This window comes from Streptomyces sp. NPDC045955 (assembly GCF_056430805.1).
Genome location: NZ_JBWKKY010000017.1, coordinates 36,117 through 58,346, shown reverse-complemented (window position 1 = coordinate 58,346; position 22,230 = coordinate 36,117). Strand labels below are relative to the sequence as shown.

Annotated in this window: 16 protein-coding genes; 13 read left to right on the top strand and 3 right to left on the bottom strand. The window is 72.5% G+C overall.

The window, feature by feature from the left end:
• The first annotated feature begins 28 nt into the window (after positions 1-28).
• The 8 genes from AC07F0_RS29800 to AC07F0_RS29765 all read left to right on the top strand — a co-directional run bounded on the left by AC07F0_RS29800 (position 29) and on the right by AC07F0_RS29765 (position 14,144).
• On the top strand, positions 29-1,435 hold the full coding sequence (locus tag AC07F0_RS29800) for an ABC transporter substrate-binding protein (protein WP_478983132.1): 1,407 nt from the start codon (positions 29-31) through the stop codon (positions 1,433-1,435).
• A 4-nt stretch (positions 1,436-1,439) separates the two neighbouring features.
• Positions 1,440-2,786, top strand: coding sequence for a carbohydrate ABC transporter permease (locus AC07F0_RS29795; RefSeq protein WP_478983131.1), 1,347 nt, complete (start codon positions 1,440-1,442; stop codon positions 2,784-2,786).
• Positions 2,783-3,643 (top strand): carbohydrate ABC transporter permease, encoded by an 861-nt coding sequence (locus AC07F0_RS29790; protein ID WP_436730226.1) that lies wholly within the window; start codon positions 2,783-2,785, stop codon positions 3,641-3,643. Before AC07F0_RS29795 ends, AC07F0_RS29790 begins: the two co-directional genes overlap by 4 nt.
• Before the next feature lie 142 nt (positions 3,644-3,785).
• Positions 3,786-6,047 carry a bifunctional glycosyltransferase/CDP-glycerol:glycerophosphate glycerophosphotransferase gene (locus AC07F0_RS29785; protein WP_478983130.1) on the top strand — a complete coding sequence of 754 codons (2,262 nt, stop codon included), beginning with the start codon at positions 3,786-3,788 and terminating at the stop codon, positions 6,045-6,047.
• A 162-nt stretch (positions 6,048-6,209) separates the two neighbouring features.
• Positions 6,210-8,408 carry a bifunctional glycosyltransferase/CDP-glycerol:glycerophosphate glycerophosphotransferase gene (locus tag AC07F0_RS29780; RefSeq protein ID WP_478983129.1) on the top strand — a complete coding sequence of 733 codons (2,199 nt, stop codon included), beginning with the start codon at positions 6,210-6,212 and terminating at the stop codon, positions 8,406-8,408.
• Positions 8,409-8,416: 8 nt separating this feature from the next.
• Positions 8,417-10,657: a bifunctional glycosyltransferase/CDP-glycerol:glycerophosphate glycerophosphotransferase gene (locus tag AC07F0_RS29775; protein WP_478983128.1), complete on the top strand. Its 2,241-nt coding sequence runs from the start codon at positions 8,417-8,419 to the stop codon at positions 10,655-10,657.
• Positions 10,654-12,459: an arabinofuranosyltransferase AftB family protein gene (locus AC07F0_RS29770; protein ID WP_478983127.1), complete on the top strand. Its 1,806-nt coding sequence runs from the start codon at positions 10,654-10,656 to the stop codon at positions 12,457-12,459. Before AC07F0_RS29775 ends, AC07F0_RS29770 begins: the two co-directional genes overlap by 4 nt.
• Positions 12,460-12,584: 125 nt before the next feature.
• Positions 12,585-14,144, top strand: coding sequence for a hypothetical protein (locus AC07F0_RS29765; RefSeq protein WP_478983126.1), 1,560 nt, complete (start codon positions 12,585-12,587; stop codon positions 14,142-14,144).
• Between the two features lie 11 nt (positions 14,145-14,155).
• Here the strand turns inward: AC07F0_RS29765 and AC07F0_RS29760 are convergent, their stop codons facing one another.
• A complete protein-coding gene (locus AC07F0_RS29760; RefSeq protein ID WP_436730220.1) occupies positions 14,156-14,569 on the bottom strand; it encodes an organic hydroperoxide resistance protein in 414 nt (137 codons plus the stop codon).
• Positions 14,570-14,693: 124 nt separating this feature from the next.
• Here AC07F0_RS29760 and AC07F0_RS29755 point away from each other — a divergent pair, with 124 nt between their 5' ends.
• Entirely contained in the window at positions 14,694-15,182 is a 489-nt protein-coding gene (locus AC07F0_RS29755) for a MarR family winged helix-turn-helix transcriptional regulator (protein WP_478983125.1), read from the top strand.
• Here AC07F0_RS29755 and AC07F0_RS29750 read toward each other — a convergent pair.
• Positions 15,112-16,677, bottom strand: coding sequence for a glycosyltransferase family 39 protein (locus AC07F0_RS29750; protein WP_478983124.1), 1,566 nt, complete (start codon positions 16,675-16,677; stop codon positions 15,112-15,114). The genes AC07F0_RS29755 and AC07F0_RS29750 overlap by 71 nt on opposite strands.
• 169 nt (positions 16,678-16,846) lie before the next feature.
• On the opposite strand from AC07F0_RS29750, the gene AC07F0_RS29745 reads away from it, so the two are divergent.
• Both AC07F0_RS29745 and galE read left to right on the top strand, forming a co-directional pair.
• A complete protein-coding gene (locus AC07F0_RS29745) occupies positions 16,847-18,463 on the top strand; it encodes a glycosyltransferase family 2 protein (protein WP_478983123.1) in 1,617 nt (538 codons plus the stop codon).
• A gap of 71 nt (positions 18,464-18,534) precedes the next feature.
• Positions 18,535-19,515 carry a UDP-glucose 4-epimerase GalE gene (gene galE / locus AC07F0_RS29740; RefSeq protein WP_478983122.1) on the top strand — a complete coding sequence of 327 codons (981 nt, stop codon included), beginning with the start codon at positions 18,535-18,537 and terminating at the stop codon, positions 19,513-19,515.
• Positions 19,516-19,534: 19 nt separating this feature from the next.
• On the opposite strand, the gene AC07F0_RS29735 is transcribed toward galE, so the two are convergent.
• A complete protein-coding gene (locus tag AC07F0_RS29735; RefSeq protein WP_436730216.1) occupies positions 19,535-20,161 on the bottom strand; it encodes a TetR/AcrR family transcriptional regulator in 627 nt (208 codons plus the stop codon).
• 189 nt (positions 20,162-20,350) lie between these two features.
• Here AC07F0_RS29735 and AC07F0_RS29730 point away from each other — a divergent pair, with 189 nt between their 5' ends.
• Positions 20,351-21,265: an ABC transporter permease gene (locus AC07F0_RS29730; RefSeq protein ID WP_478983121.1), complete on the top strand. Its 915-nt coding sequence runs from the start codon at positions 20,351-20,353 to the stop codon at positions 21,263-21,265.
• Positions 21,258-22,088: an ABC transporter ATP-binding protein gene (locus AC07F0_RS29725; RefSeq protein ID WP_436731416.1), complete on the top strand. Its 831-nt coding sequence runs from the start codon at positions 21,258-21,260 to the stop codon at positions 22,086-22,088. Before AC07F0_RS29730 ends, AC07F0_RS29725 begins: the two co-directional genes overlap by 8 nt.
• Positions 22,089-22,230: the final 142 nt, after the last annotated feature.

Below are 22,230 nucleotides of genomic sequence, written 5' to 3'. Positions count from 1 at the left end.
CGACGAGGGAACGAAGAACGGGGCAGTCATGCGCATGACGAGCAGCACCATCCTGAAACGCCGGTCGCCGGAGAGGGACAAGGCGACCCCCCAGTACCGCGGAGCCGCCAAGGCCGCGGCAGCCGTCGCCGCGGGAGCGCTCGCGCTCTCGCTCACCGCCTGCGGAGGCGACGACAAGGACAGCAGTGGAAGCCCGGGCAACACCGAGGAGGCCGCCGCCAGCAACGTCACTCTTCCGAAGCTGGACGGGACGAGCCTGGAGATCGCCGCCGTGTGGACCGGCGCGGAACAGGCCAACTTCAAGAAGGTCCTGGCGGAGTTCGAGAAGCGCACGGGCGCCAAGGTCACGTTCGTGCCCGCCCAGGACCCGATCATCAACTTCATCGGCTCGAAGGTGGCCGGCGGGCAGCCGCCGGACATCGCGATGCTGCCGCAGCCGGGCGCCATCAAGCAGGCCGTCGACCGGGGCTGGGCCAAGCCCATCGGCGCGGAGGCGCAGAAGGAGCTCGGCGAGAACTACTCGCAGGGCTGGCAGGACATCGGCAAGGTGGGCGGCAAGCAGTACGGCGTCTACTACAAGGCCGCCAACAAGTCCCTGATCTGGTACAACAACCAGGTCTTCGAGAATGCCGGGGCGAGTGAGCCCGAGACCTGGCCGGATCTGCTGAAGACCGCGCAGACGGTCTACGACTCCGGCGTCACCCCGTTCTCCGTCGGCGGCGCCGAGGGCTGGACGCTGACCGACTGGTTCGAGAACGTCTACCTCTCCCAGGCCGGCCCGGAGAAGTACGACCAGCTGGCCAAGCACGAGATCAAGTGGACGGACCCGTCCGTGAAGGACGCGCTGACCACGCTCGCGCAGGTCTGGGGCAAGCCCGACTACATCGCGAAGGGGGCGTTGCAGACCGACTTCCCGGCCTCCGTCACGCAGGTCTTCACCGGCGGGGACCAGCCCAAGGCCGCCATGGTCGCGGCGGGCGACTTCGCGCAGGTCAACATCCCGAAGAGCATGAAGATCGGTACGGACGCGAAGGTGTTCCCGTTCCCCGCGGTGGGTGACACGGGGCCGGTGGTCTCGGGCGGTGACGCGGCCGTGATCCTTGAGGACTCGAAGGGGGCGCAGGCTCTGGCCACCTGGCTCGCCTCGCCGGACGCGGCTCAGATCCAGGCCAAGCTGGGCGGCTACCTCTCGCCGAACAAGAACGTGCCGAACTCCGCGTACCCGAACGCGGTGCAGCAGAGGATCGCCAAGGCGCTCATCGACGCCGGTGACGACTTCCGCTTCGACATGTCCGACCAGGCCCCGCAGGCCTTCGGCGGCACGCCCGGCAAGGGCGAGTGGAAGATCCTCCAGGACTTCCTGAAGAACCCGAAGGACGTCGCGGGGGCACAGCAGAAGCTGGAGGCCGAAGCGGCCGCGGCCTACGGAGGCTGACGGCATGACGTCGGCCACGGCGGCAGGGGGCGTCAAGCCCCCTGCCGTGGGCAAGTCGCGCAAGAGTGTGACCGGCACCCGCAGGATGGTCGCGGCGCTGTTCCTGCTGCCCGCGCTCGTCCTGCTCGGCGCGCTCGTGGTGTACCCGATCGGGTACTCGGTGGTCCGCAGCTTCTACGACCAGTCCGGCGAGGGCTTCGCCGGGATCGACAACTACGAGGCCCTCTTCACCGACGAGGGCATCCGCACCGCGCTGAAGAACAACGTCATCTGGGTGGTGTTCGCGCCGACGGTCGCGACGGCGCTCGGCCTGATCTTCGCGGTGCTGACCGAACGGGTGCGCTGGGGCACGGCCTTCAAGCTGGTCGTCTTCATGCCGATGGCGATCTCCATGCTGGCGGCGGGCATCATCTTCCGCCTGGTGTACGACCAGGACCCGGACAAGGGCGTGGCGAACGCGGTGTGGGTGGGCGTGCACGACACGTTCACGCAGGCGTCGGCGTTCCCGAAGGCCCACCCGGGCCGTCAGTCGCCGCTGGAGCCTGCGGGCGGCGGTGCGTTCATCACCAAGTCGCCCGTCCGCGCGGGAGAGACCGTCTCGCTGCCCCTGGTGGGTGTCGCGCCGGACCTGATGCCGGACGGCGCGAAGCCGGCGGTGGCGCCGAAGCCCGAGCCGGACAAGGTCACCGGTACGACCTGGCAGGACTTCACGCGGGGCAAGGGCGTCGGCAAGCTGAACACCGTCGACCCGTCCGAACTGGGCTATGCCGGCATGAGGATCGAAGCCGTCAAGGACGGCAAGGTCGTGGCCTCCACCACGGCCGGCGACGACGGCACCTTCACCCTGCCCGCCTCGGCCGACGGGGCCCAACTCCGGCTCCCGGACAGCAACTTCAAGGAACCGTACAACGGCCTGGACTGGCTCGGCCCGTCCCTGGTCACCCCGTCCATCATCGGCGCGTACATCTGGATGTGGGCGGGCTTCGCGATGGTGCTGATCGCGGCCGGGCTCGCGGGCGTGCCGCGCGAACTGCTGGAGGCCGCCAGGGTCGACGGCGCGAGTGAGTGGCAGGTGTTCCGACGGGTCACGGTGCCCCTGCTGGCGCCGGTCCTCGCGGTCGTCACCGTCACCCTGATGATCAATGTGCTGAAGATCTTCGACCTGGTCTTCATCATCGCCCCCGGCTCCGCCCAGGACGACGCGAACGTCCTCGCCCTGGAGCTGTACCGCAAGGGCTTCTCCGAGGACCAGCCGGGCATCGCCAGCGCCATCTCGGTGTTCCTGCTGCTGCTCGTGATCCCGGTGATGTGGTTCAACGTGCGTCGGCTCAGGCGGGAGGTGCGGCGATGAAGGCGAAGCAGTCGCTGGGGTCCCGGCTGGCCGAGGGGGTCAGCGGTGGGCTGGTGCGGGTGTTCCTCATCGTCGTCGGCCTGTTCTGGCTGGTGCCGACGATCGGTCTGCTGCTGGCGAGTCTGCGTTCACCGGAGGACATCGCGGCGAGCGGCTGGTGGAAGGTGTTCACCGAGCCGTCGCAGATGACCTTCGACAGCTACTCGAAACTGCTGGAGAACGAGGACATCACCAGCAGCCTGGTCAACACGGTGTGGATCACCGTCCCGGCGACGCTGCTCGTCGTGATCATCGGCTCGCTGGCGGGCTACGCCTTCGCCTGGATGGAGTTCCCGGGCCGGGACTGGTGGTTCCTGGGCGTGGTCGGCCTGTTGGTCGTGCCGGTGCAGGTCGCGCTGATCCCGATCGCCGAACTCTTCGGCAACATCGGCATCTTCGGCTCGGTGACCGGAGTGGTGCTCTTCCACGTCGGCTTCGGTCTGCCGTTCGCGGTGTTCCTGCTGCGGAACTTCTTCGCGGAGATCCCGAGGGAGCTGCTGGAGGCGGCACGCCTGGACGGGGCGGGTGAACTGCGCTTGTTCTTCCGTGTCGTGATGCCGCTCGGTGCCCCGGCGATCGCCTCGCTCGGCATCTTCCAGTTCCTGTGGGTGTGGAACGACATGCTGGTCGCGCTGATCTTCTCGGACTCCGGGAGCCAGCCGATCACGGTCGCACTCCAGACGCAGGTACGGCAGTTCGGCAACAACATCGACGTGCTGGCACCCGGCGCGTTCATCTCGATGGTGGTCCCGCTGGCCGTCTTCTTCGCGTTCCAGCGGCAGTTCGTGTCCGGCGTGATGGCAGGTGCCGTCAAGTAGCGTTCAGCGCAAGGCAGTTGGAGGGGCGGACCGGGCGCGGTCCGCCCCTTGTGCGTTCCCCCGGATGCCGTAGCCGCCGTAACCAACTCGTCCCACCGGCCGTTCCCGGGCCGAACGCCCGCGCCGACCGATGGATGGCCTCTTGCCCAGGTTCAGTGTCATTGTCCCCGCGTACCAGGTTCAGGCGTACCTGCACGAGTGCCTCGAATCGGTGCTCTCCCAGTCCTGCCCCGATCTCGAACTGATCGTCGTCGACGACTGCTCGCCGGACGCGTGCGGCGCGATCATCGACGAGTTCGCCGCCCGCGACGCGCGCGTCCACCCCGTCCATCTGCCTCAGAACGTCGGCCTGGGCCGCGCGAGAAACGCCGGCGTGGCCCACGCGAGCGGCGACTACCTGCTGTTCCTCGACAGCGACGACACCCTCACACCCGGCGCGCTGCGGTCGGTCGCGGACCGGCTGAAGGAGACCGGCGAGCCGGACGTCCTGGTCTTCGACTACGCGCGCACCTACTGGACGGGTGAGGCGGTCCGCAACCAGGCGGCCCTCCAGCTCACCGAGCAGGGCCCGGCCCCGTTCCGCCTGGAGGACCGGCCGGGCCTGCTGCGGCTGCTGATGGTCGCCTGGAACAAGGCCTACCGGCGGGAGTTCGTCGAGGAGCAGGGGTTCGCCTTCCCCCCCGGGTACTACGAGGACACGCCGTGGACGTATCCGGTGCTGATGACCGCGGAGTCGATCGCGACCCTCGACCGCGTCTGTGTGCTCTACCGGCAGCGGCGGCAGGGCAGCATCCTGCGCACCACCAGCGAGCGGCACTTCGACGTCTTCGAGCAGTACGACCGGGTGTTCGGGTATCTGGAGGAGCGGCCCGAACTGGCCCGGTGGCGGCCGGTGTTGTTCCGCCGCATGGTCCATCACCTGGCGATCGTGTACTCCCGGCGGGACCGGCTGCCCCCCGGCACGCACGCGGACTTCATGCGCCGGGCCCGCGCCCACTACCGCCGCTACCGCACCGCCGGCATCCCCGTTCCCCTGCGCTGCCGGATCCACCACACCCTGATCCGCTTCGGCCTGCACCGCACCTACCGCACGCTCCAGCTGGCGTCGGCCCTGCACCGCCGCGTCGCGCGGACCACCGGGAAGCTGCTGCGCGGAGCGCGGTCCGCCGCGCTCGGGCTCCACTACCGCGTCCAGCGCTGTCTCCCGCTGCGCGCCGACCGGGCCGTCTTCACCGCCTACGACGGCCGCGGCCACAGCTGCAACCCGGGCGCGCTGGAGTCCGCCTTCCGCGATCTCGCGCCGCACATCCGCACGACGTGGATCGCCCGCCCCGAGCACCACCACACCATCCCGCCCGGCCCGCGCCGCGTCGTCCCCGGCTCGGCCGCCTACTGGACGGCACTGGCCCGCTCCGCCTACCTCGTCAGCAACACCGACTTCGACCACCGCCTGGTCAAGCGCCGGGGCCAGACCCTCATCCAGACCGGGCAGGGCACCCCGCTGGGGCACATCGGCCTCGACCTGCAGGAGCGCCCGGCGGCGGCCCGGGGCAGGGACTTCGCCCGGCTGCTCAAGGGCGTCGACCAGTGGGACTACCTGCTGTCCGCCAACCGCCACACCACCCTCACCCACGAGCGCGTCCACCCCGGCCGCTACACCACGCTGGAGTACGGCTGTCCCCGCAACGACGTGTTCCGCACGGCGACCGAGGCGGACGTGGCCCGGCTGCGCGCCTCCCTCGGCATCCCGGAGGGCACGGTGGCGATCCTCTACGCGCCGGCCCACCGCGACTACCGCCGCTCCCAGCGCCACCCCCTCGACCTCCAGCGGATCGTGCGCCGCCTGGGCCCGCGCTTCATGGTGCTGGCCCGCGCCCATCACGCCTACGACGCCCCGCTGACCGGCACCTGCGGCCGGGTCGTCGACGTCAGCGACCACCCGAGCGTGCAGTCGCTGTGCCTGGCCTCGGACGCCCTGGTCACGGACTACTCGTCGCTGATGTTCGACTACGCCAACCTGGACCGGCCGATCGTGATCCACGCCGACGACTGGGAGGCGTACGACGCGGCCCGCGGCACCTACTTCGACCTGCGCTCCTTCCCGCCGGGCGCGGTCGCGCGCGGCGAGGACGAGCTCATCGACATCTTCGCCACCGGCCACTGGCGCGGCTCCCGGTCGGCCCAGCTGCGCTCGGCGTTCCGGAAGCGGTTCTGCACGTACGACGACGGCCGTGCGGCCGAGCGGGTGGTGCGCCGGGTCGTCCTCGGGGAATCGGACCTGCCTCCGGTCGTGCCGCTCGACGAGCGCCGGCCGGTGCCGTCCGCTGCGGCCTCGCTGGTGCGCGAGCCGCTCGCCACAGTGCCGCAGCCGGCCGGTCCGCCCGTCGTCACCGACCTCCTCTGAGCCCGGTTCTCACGCGCGGGAGTCCCCATGCCCTCCAGCCCGTCACGGCCGACGCCGAGCCGGCCGCCGACCTGGCGCCCGTCCGGCCGGCCTGGACGCCCTCGCGCCACCTGACGCGGTCCCCGCTTCCGAAGACCCCCGACCCTCGACAGAGAGAGCAGAATGCCCCGCTTCAGCATCGTCGTCCCGTCCCATGGGGTCGCGGGCCGGCTGTCCCAGGCGCTGGACTCGATCCTCGACCAGCCGTTCGGCGACTTCGAGCTGATCCCGGTGTGCGACGCCCCCGACTCACCCGCGGCGGACGTCGTCGCCGGGTACGCCGAGCGGGACTCCCGGGTGACGCCGGTCCACTCGCCGCCGTCGGCGGGTCTGGCCGGGGCGCGCAACACCGGGCTGCGGTCGGCCGTCGGCGGCCATGTGCTGTTCCTCGACGGCGACGACGTCCTGGTCCCGGGGGCACTGGCGGCGCTGGACGCCCGGCTGAGCGCCGTGGGTGACGTCGACGTCCTGTACTTCGAGCACGAGCGCACCCCCTGGTGGGAGGGCGAGCCCGCCAACCCGGCCGCGCCCCTGCTGGCCGGAACACCGGACGGGGCCTTCTCCCCCGCCCGGGCGCCACGGCTGACGGGCGTGACGCTGCCGGCGTGGAGCGCGGCCTACCGCCGGGCCTTCCTCACCGAGCAGAACCTCACCTTCCCCGGGGACCACTTCACCGACACCGGGTTCGGCGGTCTGGTAGCCCTGCGGGCGGAGCGGATGGCGGCCCTGCGCGCGGTCGTCGTCCGGCATCTGCTGCGCCGGCAGGGCAACCGCCTCCACCTGCCCGGAGAGCACCACACCGAGCTGCTCGACCAGACCGAACTGGTGCTGACGCGGGCCGCGGAGCAGGGGTTGCCCGCGGACCGGCTGGGGCCGCTGTTCGAGCAGCTCTTCGCCGCCGTGCTGAAGACAGCCGCCCACCCCCGGTGGCTGCCGGCCGGGCGGCGGGCCTTCTTCCGCCGGGCGAGCGCCCTGTACCGACAGCACCGCCCCGCGGGCTACCGGCCGCCCGGCGGCAGCCTCGGCGTCCAGCACCGGCTGCTGGCGGCCGGATCGTACGCCGCGTTCCGCACCCTGCGCGCCGCCAACCGGAGGGCCGCGGGAGCCGCCGCGCTGCTCCCGCGCCCGAGGGGACTGCGCACCCGCCTGCGGTACGCGGCGGCCCTGCGGCTCCCCCTCGACGAGAACCTCGTCGTGTACTGCGCGTACTGGGGCCGCGGCTACGCCTGCAACCCGGCCGCGATCCACGCCAAGGCCCGTGAACTCGCCCCGCACCTGCGTGCGGTGTTCCTGGTGCAGCCGGAGGCGGTGGGCGCCATGCCGCCGGACGTGGAGTACGCGGTGATCGGCAGCCGGACGTACTGGCAGGTGCTGGCCCGCGCCAAGTACCTCGTCAACAACGCCAACTTCGCGGACGCCGTCGTCAAACGCCCCGGCAGCGTGCACCTGCAGACCCAGCACGGCACACCGCTGAAGAAGATGGGCGCCGACCAGGCGACATACCCCGTGGTGGCCGCGGCGACCGGCAGCTTCACCAGGCTGCTGGCCCGGGTCGACCGCTGGGACTACAACCTCACCTCCAACCGGCACTCCACCGAGATGTGGGAGAAGGCGTTCCCGGGCGCGCACGAGACCCTTGAGTACGGCTATCCGCGCAACGACGTCTACTGCACGGCGTCCGCCGAGGACGTCGCCCGCGTCCGCAAGGAGCTGGGCGTCCCGGACGGCAAGAAGGCCCTGCTCTACGCGCCCACGCACCGCGACTACGCCACCGGCTTCGCGTCGGGCCTGGACCTGGCGGAGTTCTGCGAGGCGATCGGCGACGACTACGTGGTGCTGCTGCGCGCCCACTACTTCTACGACCAGGGGGCGAGCCGGGGCGGCGGCCGGATCATCGACGTCACCGGGCACCGCTCCTCGGAGGACGTGTGCCTGGCCGCCGACGCGCTGATCACCGACTACTCGTCGATCATGTTCGACTACGCCAACCTGGACCGGCCGATCGTCGTGTACGCCGACGACTGGGAGGTCTACCGGGAGCTGCGCGGCGTCTACTTCGACCTGATGCGGCTCCCGCCCGGCCGGGTCGCCCGTACGCCCGGGGAACTGGCGGCCCTCTTCCGCGACGGCGGCTGGGCGGACGAGTCCGCCACGGCCCTGCGCGCCGCGTTCCGTGAGCGCTTCTGCCAGTTCGACGACGGGCGGGCCGCCGAGCGCGTCGTACGCCGGGTGCTGCTGGGGGAGCCGCCCGAGTCGATCCCGCCCGTGATCCCGCTCGCGGAGCGTGTCCCGGCCCCCGCCGCCACCCTCGTAAGGAGCTGACCGAAGACGTGCCCCGCTTCAGCATCATCGTCCCCGTCTACAAGGTGCAGGGTTTCCTGCGCGAGTGCCTCGACTCGGTGCTCGGCCAGTCGTACGGCGACTTCGAGGTGATCGCCGTGGACGACCACTCGCCGGACGGCAGCGGTGCGATCCTCGACGAGTACGCGGCCCGCGACGCCCGGGTGCGGGTGCTGCACCTGCCCGAGAACGTCGGCCTCGGCGGAGCCCGCAACGCCGGTCTGGAGCAGGCGGCCGGCGACTACGTCCTGTTCCTCGACAGCGACGACCACTACACGCCGGGCCTGCTGGCGGCCGTCGCCGCGCGCCTCGAAGCGACCGCCGACCCGGACATCCTGGTCTTCGACCACGTGCGCACCTACTGGTGGGGCCGGGGCGGGCGCAGCGAGGCGGCGGACCTGCTGGCCGCGGCGGGCACGGACACCTTCGGCATCCGGGAGAGCCCGCAGTACCTGAATCTCTTCCTGGTCGCCTGGAACAAGGCGTACCGCCGGTCCTTCTTCCAGGAGCACGGCCTGCGGTACGCGTCGGGTCTGTACGAGGACGCGCCGGTCACCTACCGGTCGATGGTGCTGGCGGACCGTATCGCCTGCCTGGACCGGATCGGCGTGGAGTACCGGCAGCGCCGGCAGGGCGCGATCACCAAGACGCCGGGGCGCCGGCACTTCGATATCTTCCCGCAGTACGAGGGCCTGTTCGCGTTCCTTGAGCAGCGCCCCGACCTCGACTGGGCGCGGCCACCGCTGCTGGAGCGGGCCCTGGACCACATGCTGTTCGTGCTGGCCCGGGAGGACCGGGTACGGCCCGCGGACCGGGGCGACTTCTACCGCGAGATCCGCTCCTTCCACCGCCGTCACCTCCCCGAGGGCGGGTTCCCCAAGCCGGAGGGCTGGCGCGGGGTCGAGATGCGGCTTCTGGCGTCGGCGCCCTACGCCTCGTACGCGGCGGTGCGGGGACTGCGGGACATGCGCGCGGCCGTCCTGGACGGGCAGCGGCGGGTGGCGCGGAAGGCGTCGGAGACCGCCGTGCGCACCTGGTACCGGGCGCAGTCGAAGCGGCCCCTCGATCCGCATCTCGCCGTCTACTCGGCGACCCACCATCGGGGCGTGTCCGGCGACCCGGCCGCGATCCACGCCAAGGCCCGCGAACTCGCCCCGCACATCCGGGGCGTGTGGGTGGTCCGGGAGGACGCGGTGGACGCGCTGCCGCCCGGCATCGACCACGTCACCCCGGGCTCGCGGCGTTACCACGAGGTCATGGCGCGGGCCACGTACTGGGTGAACAACGTCAACTGGCCCGGCACCCTGGCCAAGCGGCCCGGCAGCGTCCACATCCACACCCATCAGGGCACCCCGCTCAAGTACATGGGCGCCGACCTGCTGACCAAGCCGGGCGCCCGGCACGGCTTCGACGTGCCGCAGATGCTGCGCCGCGCCGACCGCTGGGACTACAGCCTGGTCGCGGGCCGGCACGCGGAGCGGGCCTGGGAGCGGGCGTACCCGTGCCACTTCACCTCGCTGAGGACCGGCAGCCCGCGCAACGACGTGCTGGTCGGCGCCGGCCCGGAGCGGGGCCCGGCCGTCCGCGAGCGGCTCGGCATCCCCGCCGGCCACACGGTCGTGCTGTACGCGCCGACCCGCCGCGACTACCGGCGGGGCGGTCACGTCGACCGGTTCGACCTGGCCCGGTTCGCCGCGGACCTCGGCCCCGGCCACACGCTCGTCGTCCGCCTGCACCCCTCGCTGGCCGGGGGTGTGGCGCGCGGTCTGGGCCTCGCCGACCTGCACCGGCGGGGCGTGGTGGTGGACGCGACCGACGAGCCGCACGTCGAGGACGTGCTGCTCGCCGCCGACGCGCTGGTCACCGACTACTCCGCCCTGATGTTCGACTACGTCCTCCTGGACCGGCCGGTCGTGGTGCACGCCGACGACTGGGGCGCGTTCACGGCGAGCCGGGGCGCCTACTTCGACATCACGGCGGACGCACCGGGGCACGTGTCGCGCTCGTACCGGGAACTGACCTGGCTGTTCGCGTCCGGCACCTGGCAGGACGCGGAGTCGGCGCGGCTGCGGGCGGGCTTCCGGGACCGGTACTGCGAGTTCGAGGACGGGCGGGCCGCCGAGCGTGTCGTACGCCTGCTGATGCTGGGCGAGCGGGGCGGTGCGCTGCTGCCCGCGGCCCGCCGCACCCCGGGGCTGCCTGCCCGGTCGGGGGCGCTGATCGAGCGATGACAACTCCCGCCACCCCCGAGGCCGTTCCCTCCCTGCCCGGCCAGCGGGCCTCCTCGGCACGGCCGCCGGCCGTCGTCGGGCGGCTGCGGCCGGTGCACTGGTGGCACGCGGCCCTGGTCGCCGTACCGACCGCGGTCCTGTTCGTGCTGGGCTACCGGCGGCGCTGGATCTGCGACGACGGGCTGATCTACCTGCGTCCGGTCCGGCAGATCCTCGCGGGCAACGGGCCCGTGTTCAACGTCGGGGAACGGGCGGAGAGTTCGACCGGCACCCTGTGGCAGTGGCTGCTCGCGCTCGGCACCTGGGCCACCGGCGAGGACCCGGCGTTCCTCGCGGTCGGGCTCGGGCTGCTGCTGAGCACGGTCGGATTCGCGCTCGCCCTGATCGCCACGTGCCGGCTGCACCGGGGCGCGGGTCTGCTGCTCCCGGCCGGTGTGTTCGTGCTGCCGGCCGTGCCGCCGTTCTGGTCGTACATGACCTCCGGCCTGGAGAGCGGCCTTGGCACCTTCTGGACCGGCCTGTCGTGGTGGCTGCTGACGGGCGTCCGGCGCGGTCAGCGGGCCCGGGTGACGTACGCCGCCGCCTTCGTGTTCGGGCTGGGGCCGCTGGTCCGGCCCGATCTGGCGGTGGTCACGGTCTGCTTCCTGGCCGCGCAGTGGTGGGTACTGCGCCCGTCCCGGCGGGGCACCGCGGCGACGGCGGCCTCGGCGGTGGCGCTGCCGCTGGCGTACGAGGTGTTCCGCGCGGGGTACTACGGGATCCTGGTGCCGCTGCCCGCCGTCGCCAAGGAGGCGAGCGCCAGCGACTGGGGCCGGGGCGCCGGCTATGTGCAGGAGACGCTCGGGCCCTACTGGCTGTGGCCCGTCGTGCCCGTGCTCGCCGCCTTGGCCGTCCTCCTCGTGCGGCGCACCCGGCCGGCACGGCGGGACCGCGCCCCGGGGCGGGCCTCGCTCGCGGTGCTGCTTGCACCGCTCGCGGCGGGTGCGCTGCTCGCCGGGTACGTCGTCCGTGTCGGCGGCGACTACATGCACGCCCGCATGATCCTGCCCGCGCTCCTGCTGCTGCTCCTGCCGGTGCTGGTCGTACCCGCGACCCGGTTCACGGGGGTCGCGGCCGCGCTGCTGCTGGTGTGGCTGGGCGCGGCGGTCAGCCCGCTGCGGACGCCGTTCGACGTGCGCAGCACGCCCGGCTCCTTCAACGTGCGCAGCTCCGACGTGGAGGGCCTCGGCGACCACAATCCGGTGCGCACCGCCACCTGGGTGGACAACTGGCCGGCCCTGCCGGAAGGGCGCGCCATGCTGGCGCGGGCCGCTCGGGCGCCCCGGCCGACCCTGCTGTACTTCGACGCCGCGCGCCGGCTGCACGCCACGCCGATGCGCGAGGACTCCCCGTACCAGGTGGTGATCGTGGGACGTCATCTCGGTGTCACGGGAGCCGCGGCACCGCTCGACGCCTATGTCAACGACGCCTGGGGGCTGGCCAGTCCCATCGGCGCGCATCTCGCGCTGGAGCGGTGGAGCTGGCCCGGGCACGAGAAGTTCCTGCGCAATCACTGGGTCTTCGCGGAGTGGGCGGTGGAGCATCCGCCGCAGCGCGACCTGCTGCGGGCCGGGGCCCCGCGGGAGGCGGTCGAGGCGGCCCGGGCCGCGCTGGGCTGCGGTGAGCTGGCCGAGCTGAGGGAGTCGGTGCGCGCGCCGCTGACCCCTGAGCGGTTCTGGCGGAACCTCACGGGGGCCTTCGAACGGACCCGGTTCCGGTTCGCGCGCTGGCCGGTCGCGGCGGAGCGGGCGCTGTGCGACTGACGGCGGCAGGCGTATCGGCAGGTGGGTGTAGCCGTCTCACCCGATGAAGTGACCCGGGGTCAGGGCTCCGGTGGGGGCGGGAACATTCGGCGCATGCCCCAGTCCCTCCCCTTTCCCACAGTCCTGTGAGCGCCCAGGTCCTCGTCCGGCGGACCGTGCGCGGCGCGACGGCCCTGCGCGGCGGCCGCGTGGGGCGGCTGACGCCGTACCAGTTCTTCGGCGCCCTGTTCTGGCTGGTGATGACGCTGGCGTACTGGCGGGTCCCGCTGTGCTGCGACGCCGGTCAGCACGCGGCGGTCGTCGAGCGTCTCAAGGCCGACCTGCTGCATCCGGCCCACGCCATGGCCGATCTGCCGGGCGAGGGCAGCCCGTACTACGGGCCGTACGCCGTCGCTCAGGGCGTCCTGGCGCGGCTGACGGGGCTGACCGGCTGGGCTGTCGTGAAGCTTGCCGGGCCGGTGCACCTGCTGGTGCTGCTGACGGGGATCGGCCGTTTCGTCCGGGCCCTAACGCCCCGCCCGTGGGCGCCGGTCCTGGCGCTGCTGTTCATGACGCTGCTGTGGGGCACCGCGCGGATCCTGTGGAGCGGCTACCTCGGGCTGATGTCGATGACGACGAACCTGGGCTATCCGTCCGCGGTCGCGATCGGGCTGACGTTCTGGGCGTGGGCCTGGACCTGCTTGCGCGCGCGGGAGGACGCCCCGTCCGTGCGGTTCGTCGGCCCGAGCGGGCTCGGCGGCTGGTGGGGATACGCCGGGATCGGCGTCCTGTACGGGCTGATCCTGCTCACCCATCCCGTCACGGCGGCCTCGGCTCTCGTCGGGGCGGCGGCGATCGTGGCGTCCCGGCAGCGGGGGTGGCGCCGGCCGGTCGTGGCGCGCTGGGCGCTCGCCGGTGGGGCCTGCGCGGCGCTCGCCGTGTCGTGGCCGTACTACGACGTCCTGACGCTGGTGGGCGACACCGGCATGGACGCGATGCACCGGCGGCTGTACGAGGGGATGCTCGCCAACTCCTGGCTGGCGCTGCTCGGCCTGCCCGCGCTCTGGCTGCGGGCCCGCCGGTCGGTGCGGGACCCACTGGTGCTCATGTTCCTGCTGGAGGGTCTGGTGGTGGCCTACGGCTGGGTGGGCGGGCACTACACGTACGCCCGGGCCCTGTGGGCCGTTCTGCTGCCGCTGCAGTTCGCGCTGGCGGTGGAGCTGGCGGCGCCCCGGCCGTGGCGGCGGGCCCGGCGGGTGCTGGGCGGGGCGGCGGCGGCCGGGGTGTGCGTCGGGTTCGTCACCGTGCACGCCGGGGCGGTCGTGCCGCGCTCGGTCGACCCGGTGGGATTCACGCAGCCGACGCGCTGGCCGTCGTACGACTGGGCGGCGCGGCACATCGGGCCGGGCGAGGTGGTGATCACCGACGGGCATCTGGCCAGCCGCTCCATCGCCGGGTACGGGCCGAACCTCGCCGCGCCCGTCTGGCCCGACCCCGCCCTCGACGAACGGGAGCGGGAGCGCCGGGCGGCCGACGTCCGTGCCTATCTGGCCCCCGGCTCGACCCGCGCCGAGCGGGCCGCCGTCGTCCGCCGCTATCACGTGCGCTGGCTGCTGCTGACGCGCTGGCACCCGGTGCCCGAGGAGGCCGTGGTGGTGGCGTGGAGCAGACGGACGGGGGAGGTGCTGGCGCGGGTCGGGGGGTGACGTGCCGGTGCCTACTCGATGACGAGCTCGACCTCGATGTTGCCGCGCGTGGCGTTGGAGTACGGGCAGACCTGGTGGGCCTGCTCGACCAGCTTGCGGCCGGTCGCCTCGTCCACGCTGTCGGGGAGCTCCACGCGCAGGATGACGGCGAGCCCGAAGCCCTCGCCCTGCTTGCCTATGGAGACCTCGGCGGTCACGGCGGCGTCGCTGACGTCGACCTTGGCCTGGCGGCCGACGAGGCCGAGGGCGCTGCCGAAGCAGGCGGCGTACCCGGCGGCGAAGAGCTGCTCGGGGTTGGTGCCCTGGCCGTTGCCGCCCATCGCCTGGGGTACGCCCAGAGCGAGGTCCAGCACACCGTCGGAGCTGACGGCGCGGCCCTCGCGGCCGTGGGTGGCGGTGGCGACAGCGGTGTAGAGCGCGTCCATGGAAATCCTTCCCTCTCACACGTCAACGTTCGGCGGCCCGCTTCCGGGCCGCCTGACACCCAGAATTAGAGCACACAATTAAGTTGTGCGCAATTGAATGGTGGGCACGAGCTATCCTGGAAGCATGAACACGCCGGACGACGACTGGCTCCGCCTGGACCAGCAGATCTGCTTCTCCCTGCACGCGGCATCCCGCGCCTTCAACGGCGTCTACCGCGGGATCCTCAAGGACCTCGGGCTCACGTACCCGCAGTACCTGGTGATGCTGGTGCTGTGGGAGCACGGGGAGCTGCCCGTGAAGAAGCTCGGGGAGCATCTGCGCCTGGATTCCGGCACGCTGTCGCCGCTGCTCAAACGGCTGGAGGCGGCGGGGCTCGTACGCCGGGAGCGCAGTGCGCGCGACGAGCGGTCGGTGGAGGTGCGGCTGACCGAGGAGGGCACGGCGATGCGGCGGCGGGCGCTTCAGGTACCGCGCCGGATCGCCGCCTCGACGGGCTTCGGCCCGGACGAGATCCGCGCCCTGCGCGCCCGCGTCGACGAACTCACCACGGCACTGGACGCGGCCGCGCTCGCGGAGCCGCAGGGCGGTTCGCCGGGAGATGAGCGGTCGTAGCGGAGCCGGGTGGGTGGTCCGTGGGCGGTGGGCCGGCCGGGGCTTTCCGGACATGGAGGCGCAGCACCACCCCGCCCCGGGCGTGTTCCTCCCGGACCGTGAACTCCTCCGCCAGGACGGCGCGTTTCGTGCGCTCGACCGGGTCGCGCGGAGACCAGCGCGGGTCCAGCGCGTATGCCTCGGCGACGGTCCAGACGCGGTCCACCGAGGCGAGCCGGTGCCGGAGCTCCGCAGGGGTCGCCTCACGGCCCCACAGGGTCCCGGAGCGCGGGGCCGACTCCCGCAGCGCGATGTCCCGGACCTGCCGGAACCCCTTCGGGTAGGCCAGCGCGGCGAGCCTCCCGACCGACGGCACGAACAGCACCGGGTCGCCGGGGCGCATCTGGCGCAGGGCAAGCGCGGAGACCACGGCGAGGTTGTCGGGGCGGTGCGCGGCGGACCGGTGCTGGCGGAGCACGGGGAGCTGGTGGACGAAGGCGGCGGTGAGGGCGAGGACGCCGGTGACGCCCAGCAGAACCCGCACCTGACGGCCGCCGACCCGTACCCGGCGCCCGTCGAACCGCAGCCTCCCCAGCGCTCCGGCCACCCGCGCGGCCCCGGCGGCCACCAGCAGGGACGCTCCCGCCAGGGAGTAGAGCACGTACCGGTCGTGGAAGAGCGGCCGCGCCTGCGAGACGGTCATGAGGATCACCGGTGGCGCCAGCAGCAGGGGGAGCGCCACCGCCGCCAGTCGCCGGGTCCGGAGCCCGACGGCCATGAGCGGCAGCGACACCCAGAAGACCACCCCGGCCGGGCCGGGAGAGAGATTCCGCAGCAGCCTCTCGGCCCTGTCCCAGCCGGGCGTGACCAGCCACGCCACCTGCCCGGACTGGCCCTGCGACACCCACACCAGCGGCAGCAGCACCAGGACCACCACCCCGGCCGCACGCCCCCACCCCGTCCACACCGCCCTCGGCACCCGCAGCAGCGCCAGCGTCAGCGCGTGCGCGCACAGCACGAGCACCGCCAGCTCGTGCAGCACACAGGTCAGGGCGAGGACGGTCCCGTACGGCCACCAGGCCCGGGCGGCGGTCGCCGCCACCGCCCTGAGCAGCAGCAGCGTCGCCCCCGCCACGCCCGCCGCGACGAGTGCGTACGACCGCCCCTCCTGGGCGTAGTGGCCGGTCATCGGCGTGATCGCGTAGAGGAGACCGGCCCCCAGGCCGACCCGCGGCCCGGCCAGCCGGACGCCGAGGGCCGCGACCAGGCCGGCGGTCGCCGTCGCCGCGCACACCGACGGCAGCCGCAGGACGACCTCGCCCGGGTGGACGGCGAGGACGGCGTGCATGAACAGGTAGTACAGGCCGTGCACCGCGTCCACGTCGTGCAGCAGCCGCCAGATCTGCGGCACCGTGCGCTGCGCGACCTGGAAGGTGACGCTCTCGTCGCCCCACATGCCACCGCGGTCCAGGCCCCACAACCCGATCGCGAGCATCACCGCCATGGGAACCGCCACGGGAACGGCCAGGGGAACCGCCACAGGCATCACACCCGCGCCGAACCGGCCGCTCCCCCTGGACTGTCCGCTCATCACGGGCCGATTCTGGGCCGTTACGCTGGCTTTGGTGACACTTGATGGTGTGTTACCACTTTCATGTCATTCACCCGGCTTACGATCCGCTCTGATGAATGCCGTACAGAACCCCGAGAGGCCGCTCCCCCAGGTCTCCGTCGTGGTCATCGGCTACGACGACGCCGCCCATGTGACGGACGCCGTGCGCTCGGCGCTCGCCCAGGGCCCGGCCGTGCGCGAGGTCGTGGCCGTCGACGACTGCTCGGCGGACGGCAGCGCGGATCTGCTCGGCCGGCTCGCCGCGTCGGAGCCCCGGCTGAAGGTCATCCGCCGCCGGGCCAACAGCGGCGGCTGTGGCACCCCGCGCAACACCGGGCTCGACGCGGTGACGTCGCCGTACGTGATGTTCCTGGACAGCGACGACGTCCTGCCGCCCGGCGCGGTCGACGCGCTGCTCGACGCGGCGACGGGCGCGCACGCGGAGGTCGCGAGCGGGCTGTGCGTACGCCGGGAACTGCCGTCGGGGCGCGAAGTACCCTGGCAGGCGCGCCTGTACACGCTGCACGCCGTGGTACCGCACCCGGCGCAGCGCCCGCTTCTGGTCCATGACACGCTCTGCGTCAACAAGCTCTACCGCACCGGCTTCCTGCGCGAGCACGGCATCCGCTTCCCCGAGGGCCGCTTCCCCTACGAGGACGTCGTCTTCACCGCGCGCGTGCTGGCCGCGGCCCCGCGCATCGTCCTGGTCCCGGACCGGGTGTACGTCTGGCACGTGCGCCGGTCCGCCGAGCGGCTGTCGATCTCGCTGGACCGGGCCGGCGTCGAGAACTGGCGGGCCCGTACGGAGGCGTGCCGGCAGGCGTACGAGGTCCTGCTGGGCGCCGGGCAGAAGGAACTCGCGCGGGTGGCGCGCGCCAAGTTCCTCGACCACGACCTGCGGATGTACCTGCGGGAGCTGGGGTTGCGCGACGCCGCCTACCGGCGCGCGTGGTGGGAGCTCACGCGGGCGCATCTCGCGGAGTACGACGCGGACGACTGGGCCCGCAACCCGGCCGCTCCCGGCCGGCTGGCGGGGCGGGTCGTCCTGGCCTCACCCGAGCCGCGCGACCTGCCCCGGCTGCGGGAGCTGGCGGCCCGCCCGGCCCGGCTGTACCCGCCGTACGCCCGGGCCGCGGACGGCACGCCCGTCTGGTCGGAGGACCTCCCGCAGGTCTCCCTGGAGCCCCTGCTCACCCGGCCCGTGCACGTGCTGCCCCTCGCCGTCGACGCGGAACTGCGGCCCCGCGCGCGTGGCGCCCGGCTCCGGCTGCGCCTGCACGAGCTGTACGGCCGGGTGGCACAGGCGGGCCCGGAAGCGGTGGAGGTGGAGTGGCGGCACCGGGACGACGGGGACGAGGCGGTCCGCTGCACGACCGCGCTGGTGCCGTCGTCCGGCACCTGGTCGGCGGAGGCGGCCGTGGCCCTCCCCGCACTGGCCGCGCCCGGCGTGAGCACCTGGGACCTGCGCCTGCGGGTCCGCTTCCGCGACGGTGTGAGCCGCGACGTCACGGCGCACGCCCTCACGGGCGCCGGTCTGCTGCGCCGCAGCGCCGTCCCGAGCGCCCGGCACGGCGTGGTACTCGTACAGCCGTACGCCACCCACTCGGGCGCGCTGGCGCTGCGCGTGGCGCCCGGCGTACGCGGTGTGCTGTCCGTCGTACGCGGACGGCTGCGCCGCCTGCTTCACTGAGGGCACGACGACGTATCGGCACGATCGGCACGAGCACCACTACGGGCCACCTGACGAGGGGACAGCCGCACATGACCTGGTTGATCACCGGCGGCGCCGGATACATCGGAGCGCACGTCGTACGGGCGATGACCGCGGCGGGCGAACAGGCGGTGGTGTACGACGACCTGTCCACCGGTATCGCCGAGCGCGTGCCCGACGGGGTGCCGCTGGTGGTGGGCTCGACGCTGGACGGCGAGCGGCTCGCGCGTGCCCTCGCGGACCACTCGGTCACCGGCGTCGTCCACCTCGCGGCCAAGAAGCAGGTCGGCGAGTCGGTCGAGCAGCCGCTGCACTACTACCGGGAGAACGTCGAGGGCCTGCGGGTCCTGCTGGACGCGGTGACGGCTGCGCGGGTGCCGTCCTTCGTCTTCTCCTCCTCTGCGGCGGTGTACGGCATGCCGGACGTGGACCTGGTCACCGAGGAGACCCCGCGCGTGCCCATGTCGCCCTACGGCGAGACCAAGCTGGCCGGTGAGTGGCTGGTGCGCGCGACGGGCCGGGCGACCGGGCTGTCGACCGCGTCCCTGCGCTACTTCAACGTGGCCGGCGCCGCGCGCCCGGAGCTCGCGGACGTCGGCGTGTTCAACCTCGTCCCGATGGTCTTCGAGAAGCTCACCCAGGACGCGCCGCCGCGCATCTTCGGCGACGACTACCCGACCCCTGACGGCACCTGTGTACGCGACTACATCCACGTCGTCGACCTGGCCGAGGCCCATGTCGCGGCGGCCCGGGTGCTGCGCTCCTCCCCCGGCCGTGACCTCACGCTCAACATCGGCCGGGGCGAGGGCGTCTCCGTCCGCGAGATGATCGACCGCATCAACGCGGTGACCGGCTACGACCGGCCGCCCACGGTCACGCCCCGCCGCCCGGGCGACCCGGCCCGAGTCGTCGCCTCGGCCGACCGCGCGGCCGCAGAGCTGGGCTGGAAGGCCCGGCACGACGTCCAGGACATGATCACGTCGGCGTGGGAGGGCTGGGTGCGTCTGCATCCGGAGGCGGCGCGGGGCTGACCCGGGCTGTCCGGCAGAACTACAACGCCTTCAACGCCCCCGCCGTGGCCCGGGCCAGCGACCCCAGATACCCCTTGGGCAGCTTCGGGCTGCGGATCACCACCGAGCGCCAGTAGAGCGGGCCGGAGATCAGGTCGAGGGCCAGGTCGTGGTCGACGCCCCGGCGGAGTTCGCCGCGGGCTTCCGCCGCCGTGACGATGCCGGTAGCGACCCCGTCCTGGCCCTCGCGCAGGGCCTTCTGCAGGGCCTCGGCGATCTCCGGGTTGCGGGCCGCCTCGGCCTGGAGGTCGGGGATGACCTGCGAGGCGACGGGGTGGCGCAGGGCGCGGGACGTCACCTCGTACAGCAGCCGCAGGTCGCCCTCCAGCGAGCCGGTGTCCGGCACGGGCAGGCCCTGCACGGCGAGCGCCGAGACGATGTCGAGGACCAGGTGCAGCTTGGAGCGCCAGCGGCGGTACACCGCCGTCTTCCCGACCCCGGCCCGGCGCGCGATCCCCTCGATGGACATCCGCGCGTAGCCGACGGCCGCGAGCTCCTCGAAGACGGCCGCCCGGATGGCTTCCGTCACGTCCTCCCGCAGTACGGCGGCCCCCGCGGGGGCCCGGCGGCGCGGGGGCTGCTGGGGCTCGTCGGGCTTCGTCGTCATGCCGACAGCATAGGGCGTCACGACGAAACGGTTGCGTTCCGACGTCCCGACGACATACGCTCACGTTGCGACGATACGGTCCCGTCCCGACGTAAGAAGCCGTGAAGAGTCCGGTAAGAACCGCCTCATGCCCGCGCTCTTCACGACCCCCCAGGTCCCCCACACCCCTCCCGAACGAAAGCAGCGGATGTGAGCCAGGTCCTCCACACACCGCCCCAGGCACCGGCCCCGGCCGACGACGACCTGGCGGGCCTCGCCGCCCGCCACGGCCTCTCCGTCAGCGGCGCCCGCCCCGCCCTGCCCGAGTACGTCCGTCAGCTGTGGGCCCGCCGCCACTTCATCACCGCGTTCGCCACCGCCAAGCTCACCGCCCAGTACAGCCAGGCGAAGCTCGGCCAGGTCTGGCAGGTGATGACCCCGCTGCTGAACGCGGCGGTCTACTACTTCATCTTCGGCGTGCTGCTCGGCACCAAGCACGGCGTCCCGGACTACATCCCGTTCCTGGTCACGGGCGTGTTCATCTGGACGTTCACGCAGAGCTCGATCATGGCGGGCACCCGCGCCATCTCCGGCAACCTCGGCCTGGTGCGCGCCCTGCACTTCCCGCGCGCCGCGCTGCCCCTGTCGTTCTGCCTCCAGCAGCTCCAGCAGCTGCTGTTCTCGATGGGCGCCCTGGTCGTCATCCTGCTCTGCTTCGGCGTGCCGGTCAGCGTGTCCTGGCTGCTGGCGCTGCCGGCGCTGTTCCTGCAGTTCACGTTCAACGCGGGTGTCTCCATGGTCATGGCCCGGATGGGCGCCAGGACACCGGACATCGCCCAGCTGATGCCGTTCGTGCTGCGGACCTGGATGTACGTCTCGGGCGTCATGTGGAGCATCGACAAGCTGGCGCAGAAGGACAGCCTCCCGCACGTGGTGACGGTGGCGCTTTCGGCCAACCCGGCCGCCGTCTACATCGACCTGATGCGCTTCGCCCTGATCGACAGCTTCCACGCGAGCCAGCTCCCGGCCCATGTGTGGGCGCTCGCCGCCGGCTGGGCGCTGGTCGCCGGTGTCGGCGGTTTCATCTACTTCTGGAAGGCTGAGGAGACGTACGGCCGTGGCTGACATCGCCAACGACAGGATCCCCACCGTCGTCGCCGACGGCGTCGACATCGTCTACCGCGTCAACGGCACCGGCGCCGGACGCGGCTCCGCGACCGCCGCCCTGAACCGCATCGTGCGCCGCAAGCAGACGGAGAAGGCGGCGGGCGTGCGCCGTGTGCACGCCGTGAAGAACGTGTCCTTCGTCGCCTACCGGGGCGAGGCGATCGGCCTGATCGGCACCAACGGCTCCGGCAAGTCGACGCTGCTGAAGGCCGTCGCCGGGCTCCTCCCCGTGGAGAACGGCCATATCTACACCGACGGCCAGCCCTCCCTGCTGGGCGTCAACGCGGCCCTGATGAACGACCTGACCGGCGAGCGCAACGTGCACCTCGGCGGCCTGGCCATGGGCATGTCCCGCGAGCAGGTCAGGGACCGCTACCAGGACATCGTCGACTTCTCCGGCATCAACGAGAAGGGCGACTTCATCACGCTGCCGATGCGCACGTACTCCTCCGGCATGGCGGCGCGGCTGCGGTTCTCCATCGCCGCCGCCAAGGACCACGACGTCCTGCTGATCGACGAGGCCCTGGCCACCGGCGACCGCTCCTTCCAGAAGCGCTCCGAGGACCGCATCCGCGAACTGCGCAAGCACGCCGGGACGGTGTTCCTGGTCAGCCACAACAACAAGTCGATCCGCGACACCTGCGACCGCGTGCTGTGGCTGGAACGCGGGGAACTCCTCATGGACGGGCCGACGGAGGACGTCCTGAAGGAGTACGAGGCGTTCACCGGCGACAAGTCACCCAAGGCCAAGCCGAAGCCCAAGGTGCCTGTCTCCTCGTGATGTGCTGGTTCCATCGTGAGGTGCTGGTTCCATCGTGAGGTGCCGGTTCCCTCGTGAGGTGCCGGTTCCCTCGTGAGGCCCACCCCGGTCGGTCCTTTTGCCGCATTGGTGACACCATGACCGCATAAGGCCCGCCTGGTGC